Consider the following 13367-nt stretch of genomic DNA (forward strand, 5'->3'; position numbering starts at 1 on the left):
ACGCGGCGGAGCTCCGAGTTCGTGTCGGCGATACGCTGGGCTTCCCGGCCAGAACCGCCGGGAGGCCCAGCCGAGCGGCTCGCTCCGGAAAGAAGTCGAAGAAGTCCAGCTACCGGGTTCGATTATCGAGTTCCGCGTTCGGAACGGCGACCGGACTCGTCCGCACCGTCCTCCAGCACGAACTGGACGGCACGATTGAGTTCGGCCGAGGGTTCGAGCCCGAACTCGTTGACCATCTCCGAACGGATCCTCCGAAACAGCGCGGCCGCCTCGGCACGACGTCCGGTCCTGCCGAGCGCGATGATCAACTGTTCGAACAGTCGCTCCCGGTAGGGATACTGCGCCGTCAGCGCCTTCAGACGACCGATCACCCAGTCGTAGTGACCACGTTCCAGGTTGAGTTCGACGAACTCCTCCAGAGCCAGTACATAGTGCTCCTCGGCCTGCACGGCGGCGGCGTAGAGACGTTCGCCGCGTTGTCTGACCTCGGCCAAGGCAGGGCCCCGCCAGAGCTCGATCGCCTGCTGCAGCATGTCCGTGGCTGCCGACGGGTCGGCCTCGGCGATCTGGCGTGCGGTGAGTCGTAACGTCTCGAACACCTCCAGGTCGAGTTCGCCCTGTTCGAGGCGCAGTGCGTAGCCGAGATCGCTGGTGGACAACCGGCAGGCTCCGTTTCCCGCACCGAAGCAACGGTCCATATCGCGGCGCAGCCGCGCGATGTGTGCTTGCAGCGCGTTCGTCTCTCCCCTCGGCGGACCGTCGGGCCAGAGCTGTTCGACGAGTTGCTCACGAGGAACCACCTGCCCGGAGCTGAGCAGCAACACCGCCAGTACGGTTCTTCGCTGCAGTCCGGGAACCTCCGTCGGCCGATTATCATCGTCGTACATCCGTACCCGCCCGAGGACTCGGAATCGGATCATCGGCTCACTCCGATCGAAGGTAATCAACGGGCCACGACCACACCGTTGGCCGCGGATTTTGCCGAAGTGACGACACCACGGCACCTGAACTCCGAGGTGAGCTTGGCGACTGTGCCCAGGACAGCGGTGGGTATTGGGGTGCCTCTTCACCGCGGGAATCCGTTTTGGACTGTCCACGCAGATAGCGCGGTAATGCAGATATTTTACTCTAACCGGACATCGAGCGAAATGAATACTACGAACGGAACGACCAAAGGACCATCCCCCAAATGCGTGAGGCAAAACCCTGCGGAATATTCCGTCACGCCTGGAATATTCCACCAAGTGGATGGTATTATGTCGGGAAAATCCAAGCTGGAACCGGGATGACGCCGCGCCGACGACCGACGCTGTCGAGGATCCGTTTCCGTACCGGCAAAACAGCTACTGTGACGCCGGTATTCGCGGGTTGGAAACTCAAAGCAACGAAAGCTGCTCGTTCGCGGTTTCGGAAGCGGTGCGTTTCGGGGTGTCGCGCGCCCCGTTGGAGGATTCGCGGTGCATCCCGTGCGCGCGGCAGGCCCGCTCCACCAGCTCCACCACTTCTCGCCGGTAGGACTCGGGGGCGTAGGAGCTGTCGCGGTACAGCCGCGCGTAGAGCGGGACCAACGACGGGTGCTCGCGTTGCAACCAGGCGCGGTACCACTCGCGGGCACCGGGGCGCAGATGGAGCGGCAACGGAGTGATGCTCTTCGCACCGGCCTCGACCAGCGCCCCCACCGTACGGTCGATGTGCTCCCAGGAGTCGCTGAGCCCCGGAAGGATCGGGGCCAGCAACACCGAACAACCGATCCCGGCCTCGGCGAACCGCCGGACCACTTCCAACCGTCGGGCGGGGGCGGGAGTACCCGGCTCGACCGTTCGCCAGAGCCCTTCGTCCAGCGAGCCGATGGATACCGCGATCGAAACGTCGGTCACCGCGGCCGCCGACTCGATGAGATCGAGGTCGCGCAGAATCAGCGTCGATTTCGTGAGGATCGAGAACGGGTTGGCACGCTCGGTCAGCGCGGTGAGGATGTCCCGCATCAATGCGTAACGCCCTTCGGCACGCTGATAGGGATCGGTGTTGGTTCCCATCGCCACCGGGTGACCGCGCCACTTCGGATTCGCCAGCTCACGGCGCAGCAGCTGCCCCGCGTTGACCTTGACCACGATCTTGCTGTCGAAGTCGTGCCCGCTGTCCAGGTCGAGATAGGTGTGAGTGTTGCGCGCGAAGCAGTAACGACACGCGTGACCACACCCCCGGTAGGGGTTCAGAGTCCACTCGAACGGGACACCGGACTCACCCGGCACCTGGTTGAGGATCGACTTCGCCCGGATCTCGATGGCGTAGGCGTCCTCCGTACCCGCCTCGATCGGCACCGGCTCGGGCAGCCGCAGGCCCGCACCGATCCGGTGGTCACCGCTCCTCGGGGCTTCCGGTGACACCCCCAGGTCCAGCTCGGCCGTCTCGCCTGCGATGTCGGCGGCGGCACCCGCTTCCCCCGAAGGACTGTTCGGCGGAGTGATCCGCTGTTTCTCCCAACGCACAGCCTCATTCGAACACTTATTCGAACAGCTGTCCAGTCGGCGGGCCCCGCCCGGCGCACCGGAACGAGCCCCGACACCGTCGGAACCGGGAGCACGCCCCCTCGGGACGACATATGTGATCAGCTCGGCGACCGCTGAGCACCCGACGATCACAGTTCGACGGAACGGAAGCCCCCCTCGACAACAAGATCATCCTCCAGCATGCGTTGAACGGCCCTGCTGAGCCTGGGTGAAGGATCCACCCCGAACTGCTCCACCATCTCTGATCGCATTCTGCGGAACAGGGAAGCGGCCTCGACCTTGCGCCCGGTTCGACCAAGAGCGACGATCAGCTGTTCGAAGAATTTCTCACGGTAGGGATACCGCTCGGTCAGCGCTTTCAACCAGCCGATCAGCTGTTCATGTTTTCCCTGCCCGAGGTCGAGTTCCACCAACTCCTCAAGCGTCAGAGCATAGTGCTCCTCCTCCTGCAGCGCGGCGGCGTAAAGACAGGAGGTACGGTCGCGAACGTCGTACAGAGCCGGACCACGCCACAGGGCCAGAGCCCGTCGCAGCATGTCGGCCGCTTCGGCCGGATCGCTTTCGGAGATCTCCCGCGCCCCGGAACGCAGCGTATTGAAAACTTCCAGATCGAGCTCACCCGGATCGACGTGAACCGAATATCCGGAACGACTTCCGGGAAGTCGAAGCGCGGCCTCCTCGGCACCGAAACAACGCTCCAGGTCACGACGCAACCGCGTCATGTGCGCCTGCAAGGCGTTGCCACCGCACGAAGGCACACCCGAAGGCCACAACTCACTTATGAGTTGCTCACAGCTTACCGTTTTTCCGGCGTTGAGAAGCAGCAGAGCGAAGAGCGCCCGACGCTGCAACCCAGAGATATCCACGGAATTTCCTTCTTGATCACACATCTCGACAGAGCCGAGAATCCTGAATTTTATCAATTATTTCACCGACCCCGAAACAACGCACCGGAAAACCGCACAACGGAAACCACGCAAACATCCCGGCGATCCACACACCAAAGGGTTGATCATACCCACCCTCAGCGCGAAAACATTCCAACAGCAACACCGAAACTCGAGAATTAGTATCTTGACATCGATACTACACGCCCCCGAGCGGCGGCCTTATACTCCGAACGGGTGAACCTCTCCGATCAAATAAAAATTTTGATATATCCATCGAGAAAAACATGAAAGCCGCCAGAAGACAACCTCGCGTTATTCTGACCGACACGAGGAGAAACATCCACTGCTCGCGGACGAAACCCCGAAAACGATGAAGACGCGGCTCCTCGGAGAAACGAGCATTCTCGTTGACTCCCGTGACGTCTCCTTCGCTCGACTTCCGGTGTTCCTCCTCCGCGATGACACGGCGAGCTGACCGGCGGCTGACACACCACTTACGACGACCGGCCCCGAAGCGGCGGAAGTCGGGGAGGCGGACGGTCGTACCATGATGCGGTGCCGTCACCCGAAGATTCCGCCAGCGGCATCACGAACGCTCCCCCCACCGGACACGGACACGGCCACGGTCACGGTCACGGCCATCCAGCTCCGACCGCCTCCCGGCGCACCCGGCGGCTACTCGCCGCGGTGCTGACGCCTTTCGCACTGGCGGCCGTAATCGGTGCGGTACTGCTGTACCCCTTCGGACAGCACTCCACTCCGGAGGCGAAACCGGGCTTCACCCGCAACCCGGTGGACGGTGCCGTGGTAGCGGCACGCACCGCCTCCTGCACCACGGGCGGGACGTCCGGACAGGGCACCGGAGGCACTGGAAGCTGCGTGCTGCTTCGCGTCGAACTGCACAGTGGCCCCGCGTCGGGACGCACGATCGAACAACGAGTCCCAGACGAGCCGACCACCCCGGAATTCGGCGTGGGAGACGAGATCGTACTCTCCTACTCGGGCGACTCGCCACGCGAGTCCACCTCGTACCGGATAGTGGACTACCAGCGGAGTGGCTGGCTGCTGGTGCTGGTCGGCCTGTTCGCCGCGTCGGTGATCGCGCTGGGACGTCGCAAGGGAGCCGCCTCCCTGCTGGCGCTGACGTTGACGTTGACCATGCTGCTCGGGTTCATGCTTCCCACCATCCTCTCCGGGGCCGACCCCCTGCTGGTCGCCGTGGTGGCCGCCGGACTGATCATGTTCTGCGTGCTCTACGCGACGCACGGCGTCTCGGCACGAACATCGACCGCCGTGCTGGGCACTCTGGCGAGTCTGAGCCTGATCGGTCTGCTCAGCGCGGGGTTCGCCGCACTGACCCGACTGACCGGACTGGACGAGTCCACCTCGTCCCTGATAAGCGCCCTGGGTCACGACATCGACGCGCGAGGACTACTGCTGGCCGGAGTCGTGATCGGGGCGCTGGGAGTGCTCGACGACGTCACCGTCACGCAGACCAGCGCGGTGTGGGAACTGCACCACGCCAATCCCCGGATGCGCTGGAGGGAACTGTACTCGGCCGCGCTGCGGATCGGTCGGGACCACGTGGCGTCCTCGGTCAACACGCTCGTGCTGGCCTACGCGGGAACGGCACTCCCGCTGCTGTTGACCTACAAGCTGTCCGGCCAGTCGTTCGGGGACATCGCCACCACACAGGATGTGGCCCAGGAAATCGTGCGAACCCTGGTGGGCAGCTTGGGCCTGATCGCCGCCGTCCCACTGACCACCGCCATCGCCGCGACGGTGGTACTGAGCGAGAACGGCAGTCGACGGGGGGACGACTCCGCGGCCCACTCCGAGGAGCAGCGAGCGGCCACCTCCGGGGTGCTCGACGTGGTACACCGAGCCGCCGCGGCGGGATCCACTCGTGCGGTGCTCGGCGCGGCGAGATCACGTCGCGGATCCCGCTCGCGCCACTGAGAACCCGCCGCCGCTTCCCCGCCAGTTCGGGACGAGCAGCACGTTCCGCCCCTTAGTCCAGCATGGCGACGAACTTCGCCACGTCGGTGTTGGCCACTCGCCGGGCAACCCCGCCTCCGGGGACCGCGGAGGCCAACTTGTAGAGCGGCCGGTCCGCCGCGGCGTCGCCACGTGCCTCGGCCTTGAGCTGTGCCACGATCAGTTCCGAGAGCACCAGCGCACGAGTGTCTCCGGTACCGGCCAACGTGTCGGCCAGCCGCCGCAGCGCGTAGACACCGAGTTCCTTACCACCGGTACCCGCGTACATCGCCAGCGCCACGTTCAACGTGCGATGTCGGGGCGGCCCGGTGACGACCAGACTGATCGTGCGGGTGCCACGGATATCGGTGATCAGCACGTCCAGCGCGGTGGCCGTCGACAGATCGACCCGGCGCGTGCCGAAGGCGCGTGCCGCCACTTCGGTGCCACGCAGCCAGTAAGTCTTGCGCGCCTCGCTGTAGGCCATCAGCAGCAGCGGCAGCGCCAGCACGACCAATGGGACGAAGAAACCGGCCGTCCCCGCGAACAGCCCCGCGATGCCACCGATGGCCGCGCCGATCACGACAGCGGCGACGGCGACACTGATCGCCCGCCTGCGGACGACGCGACGATCGAGCAGATCCAGCGTCACGCTTTCCTGGGACTGTTCCTCGCTCATCCGGACAGCACCGTCCGCGCCTTCTCGACCACCGAGGACAGCGGTATGCTCTCCTGCTGCCCACCGGAGAGGTCCTTCAGCTGCGCCGAGTCCTCGGTCAGATCCCGTTCTCCCAGGACCAGCGCGTAGCGGGCACCGGAACGATCGGCCGCCTTCATCGCCCCCTTCAGCCCCTTGCCGCCGTAGGCGATCTCCACTCTGATCCCCGCGTGCCGCAGCTGACCCGCCAGCGCCACCAGCCGACGCTTGGCCTGTTCGCCGAGCGGTACGCAGTAGATGTCGCAACGGGACTGGTCACCGGGCCGCACTCCCTCCACCTCGCAGGCGAGCATGGTGCGGTCCAGACCGAGTCCGAATCCCACGCCGGAGAGCTCCGCGCCGCCGAGATCGGCCATCAACCCGTCGTACCGACCGCCGCCGCCGATGCCGGACTGCGCACCGAGCCCGTCGTGCACGAATTCGAAGGTGGTTTTGGTGTAGTAGTCCAACCCCCTGACCAGCCTGGGATTCTCGGTGAAGGGGACATCGAGGTCACGCAGGTGCTCCTTGACCCGCTCGTAGTGCTCGGCGGCCTGGTCGGAGAGGTTGTCGGCCATCAGCGGGGCATCGGCGACCATCTCGCGGACTTCCGGGCGTTTGTCGTCGAGCACCCGCAGCGGGTTGAGCTCCACCCGACGACGCGTCTCCTCGTCCAGCGGCAGCCCGCGCAGGAACTCCTGCAGCTTGGCCCGGTACTCCGGTCGGCACGTGTTGTCGCCCAGCGAGGTGAGCTCGATGCGGTGCCCGGTCAGTCCCAACCTGCGGTAGCCCTCATCGGCCACGGCGATCACCTCGGCGTCCAGCGCCGGATCGTCCACGCCGATGGCCTCCACGCCCACCTGCTGCAGTTGTCGGTAGCGGCCGGCCTGCGGCCGCTCATACCGGAAGAACGCCCCGCTGTAGTACAGCTTGAGCGGCAGCTGGCCCCGGTCGAGACCGTGTTCGATGACCGACCTGATCACACCCGCGGTGCCCTCGGGGCGCAGCGTGATCGAACGTCCCCCCTGGTCGGGGAAGGTGTACATTTCCTTGCTGACCACGTCGGTGGACTCGCCCACACCGCGTGCGAACAGCGCGGTGTCCTCGAACACCGGCAGCTCGATGTAGCCGTACCCGGCGCGGCGAGCGGCTTCGCCGAGGGTGTCGCGCACCGCGAGGAATCGTGCCGATTCCGGGGGGTAGTACTCGGGAATGCCCTTGGGGGCGGCAAACGTGCTCATCGCTGGCTTCTTCTGGTCTCGTCGGTCCTGGTGCTGGTTGTCGAGGACGGTCAGTCGGCCGCTTCGTCGGATGCGGCGATCCCCCGCAGGAAGGGGTTGCTCTCGCGCTCACGGCCGATGGTCGTGGTGGAGCCGTGTCCCGGGAGCACGGCCGTGTCGTCGGGACGCGACAGGATCTCGTTCCGGAGCGTGCGCAGCATCCGCTCGTGGTCACCGCCGGGCAGGTCGGTGCGACCGATGGCTCCGGTGAACAGCGTGTCGCCGGTCAGCAGCAGTCGACCGCCTTCCGCGGTGCCGGTCCCGAACAGCACCGAACCGCCCGTGTGGCCGGGAGCGGGCCGCACGTCGAACTCCATGCCCGCCAGGTTCAGCACGGTGTCGCCGGAGAGTTCGCGCACGTCCTCCGGCACGTTCACCGAGACACCCTCGAACAGCTGGCTTCCCTCCGGGCCGAGCGCGGCACCGGGGTCGGCGAGCATGTAGCGGTCCTCGGGATGCAACCAGGCGGGTATCCCGTAGGACTCGCACAGTTCCCCGGCGGAGAACACGTGGTCGAAATGGCCGTGCGTCAACAGCACGCCCACGGGGGTGAGCCCGTGTTCGTCCAGCTGCTTGCGCACCGGCTCGACGGCATCCTGGCCCGGGTCCACCACTACGCAGTCGCCGCCCTCGTGCGGTGCGAGCACGTAGCAGTTCGCCTGGAGCTGTCCGACGGGGAAACCAACAACAAGCACGGAGTGCTACCTCTTCAGCGTTCGGGGACGTGCGACCGGGGGCCCGCGGCGTGTAAGAACCTGCCCACCACTGGCCGACAGGCCACCCCGATCACTCCAGTGCTACCAGCCTAGTCGTGCGGTCTCACAGTTTTCGCACACCGGGCCGTTCTACACTCCCCGAAAACGTGATCCCGTGTTGTTTCCTCGGGACGAAGCCGACCGACCCCGACCGCGGAGTGGGAACAGGTGTCCAGCAACGAACAACGTCGCCAGGCGGCCAAGAGCAAGCTCGAGCGTCAGCTCGCCCGCAGGGAGGAGCAAGCCCGCAAACGCAGGACCGTGGCAGTGACCACCACGATCGTCGTGGTGATCGCGGCCGTGGTGGGGGTTTACTTCCTCACCCGTACGGGCGGCGGGGGTGACGGCGCCGCGAGTGCTCCACCGAGCTCCACGGCGACCTCCGAACCGTCGAACTCGGAGCAGATATCCATACCGACCGAACTCGCCCCCGCTCCGAGCCGCCCTGAACCGCTACCGAACCAGGTTTCCTGCACCTACCGTTCGGAGGGGGAGCCCGCCAAGCCGGTGGATCCCCCCGAGGACGGCGAGGTCTCCTCGCAGGGAACCGTGCAGGCCACGATCGAGGCGAATGTGGGCACCATCCCGATCACATTGGACCGCTCGCTGGCCCCCTGCACGGTGAACAGCTTCGTCCACCTGGCCGAGTCCGAGTTCTACAACGACACCCCCTGTCACCGCATCTCCACCTCGGGACTGCAGATGCTGCAGTGCGGTGACCCGACAGGCGAGGGCACCGGCGGCCCCGGATACCAGTTCGACGACGAGACCTACTCCGACATCCAGTACGGACGCGGATACCTGGCGATGGCCAACTCGGGGGCCGACACCAACGGCAGCCAGTTCTTCATCGTGTACGGCGAGGCACCGCTGCAGTCCAACTACACGGTGTTCGGCACCGTGTCGAAGGAGGGTCTGAAAGTGGTGGACAAGGTCGCTCGGGCGGGCCACGACGGTTCCTTCTCGAGCGCGGGGGGCGGTCATCCGAACAAGAAGGTGAATTTCGAGAAGGTGACCGTGCGGTCCTGACCCGGGAAGTACCGATCCGGGGACTCCGGCCCCGGACCCCGGGGCCGGAGTACCGGGGAACGCCCGCGTGGTCGGGGCCAGGCGGGCGTGGCGCGGCCCCGTCGGCGTCAATTTCTCGCGAAATCGCCGCGCCGCTTCGACGCAGGGCCGAGCTCCCACCACTGCCGCAGCCTGCACCGCCGCGGGTTCTCTCGTGGTGCTCTCGCGAGGACGCCGGAGACGTTGTGTAGTAACTACCCGATGTCTCCGGACCCGCGGCGAGAGCCCGCGAGAGGTTCCGCCACCCGCACCGTCGAGCAGCCGTACCGAACGACGGTCAGGCAGCGGAGGTCATGCGGTACACGTCGTACACTCCCTCGATGTTGCGCACGGCCTTGAGGACGTGCCCCAGGTGCTTGGGATCGCCCATCTCGAAGGAGAACCGGCTCACCGCGACCCGGTCCTTGGAGGTGGTCACCGAGGCGGACAGGATGTTGACCTTCTCGTCGGCCAACACCTTCGTCACGTCCGAGAGCAACCGGTGCCGATCCAGCGCCTCGACCTGGATGGCCACCAGGAACACCGAGGAGTTCGACGGGGCCCAGTAGACCTCCACCAACCGTTCGGGCTTGGAGCGCAGGTCGTCCGCGTTGTTGCAGTCGGTGCGGTGCACGCTGACGCCACCACCGCGCGTGACGAAGCCGAGGATCTCGTCGCCGGGCACCGGGGTGCAGCAACGCGCGAGCTTCGCCCAGACCTCACCCGCGTTGGCGCCCTCCACCCGTACACCGGAATCGCCGGAACTGCGGCGCTGCTGCTGCACCGTGGAGGGGGTGGAGCGTTCCGCGATCTCGTCCTCGGCCTGTTCCACCCCGCCGAACGAGGCGACCAGCCGCTGCACCACGTGGTGCGCCGAGACCTGTCGCTCCCCGACCGCCGCGTACAACGCGGTCACATCGGTGTAGTGCAGCTCCTTGGCCACGGATCCGATGGAATCGGCCGAGACCAGCCGCTGCACCGGCAGCCCCAGCCTGCGCAGCTCCTTGGCGATGGCCTGCTTGCCGGACTCGATCGCCTCCTCGCGCCGCTCCTTGGCGAACCACTGCTTGATCTTGGTCTTGGCGCGCGGCGAGGCGACGAAGGAAAGCCAGTCCCTGCTCGGACCGGATCCCTCGGCCTTGGAGGTGAAGATCTCGACGACCTCGCCGTTCTCCAGCTTGCGTTCGAGCGCGACGAGTCTGCCGTTGACCCTGGATCCGATGCAGCGGTGCCCCACCTCGGTGTGCACCGCGTAGGCGAAGTCGACCGGCGTCGATCCCGCCGGAAGTGTGATCACGTCACCCTTGGGGGTGAATACGAAGATCTCTCGGGTGTTGAGGTCGTAACGCAGCGACTCCAGGAACTCCCCTGGGTCCGCGGCCTCCCGCTGCCAGTCGAGCAGCTGGCGCATCCAGGCCATCTCGTCGATCTCGACACCGGCGCCGCCTCGGCCACGCGCCTTGGTCTCCTTGTAGCGCCAGTGGGCCGCGATGCCGTACTCGGCGGTACGATGCATCTCCTCGGTACGGATCTGCACTTCCAGCGGCTTGCCCTCGGGGCCGATCACCGTGGTGTGCAGCGACTGGTACACCCCGAACTTGGGCTGGGCGATGTAGTCCTTGAACCGGCCGGGCATCGGCTGCCACAGCGCGTGCACCACACCCATCGCGGCATAGCAGTCCCGCACCTGGTCGACGAGGATGCGCACTCCGACCAGATCGTGGATGTCGTCGAAGTCACGGCCCCGAACGATCATCTTCTGGTGGATCGAGTAGTAGTGCTTGGGTCGCCCCTCGACCTTCGCGGAGAGCCGAGCCGCGTCCAGGTTCGACGACAACTCGTCGACCACGGTGCGCAGGTAGGTGTCCCTGGAGGGCGCGCGGTTGGCCACCAGTCGCACGATCTCGTCGTACTTCTTGGGCTGCAGGATCGCGAAGGCCAGGTCCTCCAGCTCCCACTTGATGGTGGCCATGCCCAGCCGATGTGCCAGCGGCGCCAGGACCTCCAGGGTCTCGCGCGCCTTGCGCACCTGCTTCTCCGGCGGCAGGAACCGCATGGTGCGCATGTTGTGCAACCGGTCGGCGAGCTTGATCACCACGACGCGGGGATCACGGGCCATCGCGATGACCATCTTGCGGATGGTCTCGGCCTCGGCGGCGTTTCCCAGCTTGACCTTGTCGAGCTTGGTGACGCCGTCGACGAGGTGGGAGACCTCCTCACCGAAGTCGGACCGCAGCTGGTCCAGCGGGTAGTCGGTGTCCTCGACGGTGTCGTGCAGCAACGCGGCCACCAGCGTGGTGGTGTCCATGCCCAGCTCGGCGAGGATGGTGGCGACCGCGAGCGGGTGCGTGATGTAGGGATCGCCGGACTTGCGCTGCTGGTCGCTGTGTTGTTCCTCGGCGATGTCGTAGGCGTACTGCAGCAACGCCAGATCAGCCTGCGGGTGCATCTCGCGGTGCACCGAGGCCAACGGCTCGAGGACCTGTTTGACCTGGGTAGGACGCTGCGCGGTGATTCGCCGGGCCAACCGCGCGCGAACCCGCCGAGTGGCCGAGGCGGGCCGCTGCGCGGCAGAGTCCGCCCCGCTCGCGGGAGACTCGACTTCTTGGCTCACAGCACGCTCCCGGGTGTTCGAGGATCCGCTCGGCCCGGGTCGGTTCTCCGCACGCGAGAACGCCCGTGGTGCTCGGTGCGGCGACCCGGACATCGAGCATAACGCTACGAACCCCGTGAGCCTTCCCGGGAGGGGCGACGCCGCGCCGAGCGGTCCCGACGCGGCTGTGAGCCGAAACCCCGGGTGATCGGCCGCGCCGATCACCCGGCGGCGTGATCACCGGGCGGCACGATCACCAGTACACCGATCACCAGTACACCGATCATCGTGGACACGGATCACATCAGGAGCCGGCCCGCGATGATCGGCGCTCGGTCACCGCCGCTTGCGTCCGGCGGAACGACGTCCCGCTTTCCCCGAAGGCTGCGCCCCGCCGGAACCGGCGGCACCCGCACCGGCCAGCTTCGCACCACCCGTCCCGTTGGTCTTGTCGCGGGCGGAGCGCGTCTTCCCGGTCGTGCTCACCTCGGACTCGGAGTCGGACCGGTCATCGGTGGTGGCCCCGTTGACCGTGGCGGTCGCGTCACCGCCCCGGTTGCTCCTGCGCTGGGCGACCTTGTCGGCGTGTACGCGGTACTTGGACTCGCGCATCTTCAGGTCGACCAACAGCGGGGTGGCCAGCAGCAGTGAGGAGAGCACACCCGCCAGCATGCCGACGCCCTGCACCAGCGCGAGATCCCGCAGCACACCTACGCCCAGCAGGCCGGCACCGACGACCAGCAGACCGAGCACCGGCAGCAACGCGATCACCGAAGTGTTGATCGAACGCATCAGGGACTGGTTGACGGCCAGGTTGGCCGCCTCGGGATAGGTACGCCTGGTGGTGCTCAGCAGCCCGGTGGTGTTCTCCTTGACCTTGTCGAAGACCACGACCGTGTCGTACAGCGAGAAACCGAGGATGGTGAGCAGACCGATCACCGTGCTGGGACTGACCTGGAACCCGATCATCGAGTAGATGCCCGCGGTGACGAGCACGTCGTGCAGCAACGCCACCAGGGCGCCGACCGCCATCCACCGCTCGAAGTAGAACGCCAGGAACACGGTCACCAGCACGAGGAACACGGCCAGGGCGATCAACGCCTGCTGGGTGATCTCGCTGCCCCAAGTGCCGCTGACGGCGCTGTCGCTGATCGCGTCCGCGCTGGGCTGACCGTTGGTTCCCAGCGGTTGCAGATCCTGGAACAGGGCCGACTTGACCTGGACCAGATCGGCCTGCGACAGCTTCTCGGTATTGATCTGCAGCGTCTGGCTGTCACCGCTGCCCACCAGCTGCACCGATGACGGCTCGGAACCGAGCGCCTGCTGGAAGGACTCCTCCGCCTCCTCGGTGCTGATCTGGCCGGAGGCGCCCTGCGCGGGCATCGAGATGTTGGTCCCGCCCTCGAACTCGATGCTGAGGTTGAAGCCCTTGACGCCGACGAAAAGAGCGGAGACCAGCATCAGCAGCCCGAGGACGACGTACCAGTACTTGCGCTTGCCGACGATGTCGAAAGCACCGGTACCGGTGTAGAGCCGTTGCAGCACCCCACGCTTGGCCTCGGTGCCGCTCGCGTCGGTCGCGGCGGGATCGCTCCCGTTGCTGCCGGTCGTGTCCACG

The 13367-nt window shown here is 66.3% G+C and carries 10 protein-coding genes; 2 read left to right on the forward strand and 8 right to left on the reverse strand.

Features of this window, described 5'->3' with window-relative positions; translation table 11 throughout:
- Nucleotides 1-122: 122 nt before the first annotated feature.
- From BM394_RS21475 to BM394_RS21485, 3 genes are all read right to left on the reverse strand, one after another.
- On the reverse strand, nt 123-920 hold the full coding sequence (locus BM394_RS21475) for an AfsR/SARP family transcriptional regulator (protein ID WP_245780368.1): 798 nt from the start codon (nt 918-920) through the stop codon (nt 123-125).
- Nucleotides 921-1376: 456 nt separating this feature from the next.
- The gene (locus BM394_RS21480; RefSeq protein WP_425427680.1) at nt 1377-2468 is read right to left on the reverse strand and encodes an Rv2578c family radical SAM protein; all 1092 of its coding nucleotides are present in this window, start codon (nt 2466-2468) and stop codon (nt 1377-1379) included.
- Nucleotides 2469-2638: 170 nt separating this feature from the next.
- Nucleotides 2639-3433, reverse strand: coding sequence for an AfsR/SARP family transcriptional regulator (locus BM394_RS21485; RefSeq protein WP_245780369.1), 795 nt, complete (start codon nt 3431-3433; stop codon nt 2639-2641).
- Nucleotides 3434-3955: 522 nt separating this feature from the next.
- On the opposite strand from BM394_RS21485, the gene BM394_RS21490 reads away from it, so the two are divergent.
- Nucleotides 3956-5359: a YibE/F family protein gene (locus BM394_RS21490; RefSeq protein ID WP_245780370.1), complete on the forward strand. Its 1404-nt coding sequence runs from the start codon at nt 3956-3958 to the stop codon at nt 5357-5359.
- A gap of 52 nt (nt 5360-5411) precedes the next feature.
- Here BM394_RS21490 and BM394_RS21495 read toward each other — a convergent pair whose 3' ends face one another.
- The 3 genes from BM394_RS21495 to BM394_RS21505 are packed head-to-tail and all read right to left on the reverse strand — an operon-like array spanning nt 5412 to nt 8049.
- Entirely contained in the window at nt 5412-6056 is a 645-nt protein-coding gene (locus tag BM394_RS21495; RefSeq protein ID WP_092981478.1) for a hypothetical protein, read from the reverse strand.
- The gene (hisS, locus tag BM394_RS21500; protein WP_092981480.1) at nt 6053-7315 is read right to left on the reverse strand and encodes a histidine--tRNA ligase; all 1263 of its coding nucleotides are present in this window, start codon (nt 7313-7315) and stop codon (nt 6053-6055) included. Before hisS ends, BM394_RS21495 begins: the two co-directional genes overlap by 4 nt.
- A 50-nt stretch (nt 7316-7365) precedes the next feature.
- Complete coding sequence (locus BM394_RS21505; protein ID WP_092981482.1) at nt 7366-8049, reverse strand: MBL fold metallo-hydrolase; 684 nt, start codon at nt 8047-8049, stop codon at nt 7366-7368.
- 228 nt (nt 8050-8277) lie between these two features.
- Here BM394_RS21505 and BM394_RS21510 point away from each other — a divergent pair, with 228 nt between their 5' ends.
- Nucleotides 8278-9138 (forward strand): peptidylprolyl isomerase, encoded by an 861-nt coding sequence (locus tag BM394_RS21510; RefSeq protein WP_092981484.1) that lies wholly within the window; start codon nt 8278-8280, stop codon nt 9136-9138.
- Nucleotides 9139-9454: 316 nt separating this feature from the next.
- Here BM394_RS21510 and BM394_RS21515 read toward each other — a convergent pair whose 3' ends face one another.
- Together BM394_RS21515 and secF are read right to left on the reverse strand one after the other, a co-directional pair.
- Complete coding sequence (locus BM394_RS21515; protein WP_092981486.1) at nt 9455-11770, reverse strand: RelA/SpoT family protein; 2316 nt, start codon at nt 11768-11770, stop codon at nt 9455-9457.
- Between the two features lie 315 nt (nt 11771-12085).
- Complete coding sequence (secF, locus tag BM394_RS21520; RefSeq protein ID WP_092981488.1) at nt 12086-13366, reverse strand: protein translocase subunit SecF; 1281 nt, start codon at nt 13364-13366, stop codon at nt 12086-12088.
- Nucleotide 13367 lies beyond the last annotated feature (1 nt).

This window comes from Actinopolyspora lacussalsi subsp. righensis, from assembly GCF_900116555.1.
GTDB classification, from domain to species: Bacteria; Actinomycetota; Actinomycetes; order Mycobacteriales; family Pseudonocardiaceae; genus Actinopolyspora; species Actinopolyspora lacussalsi.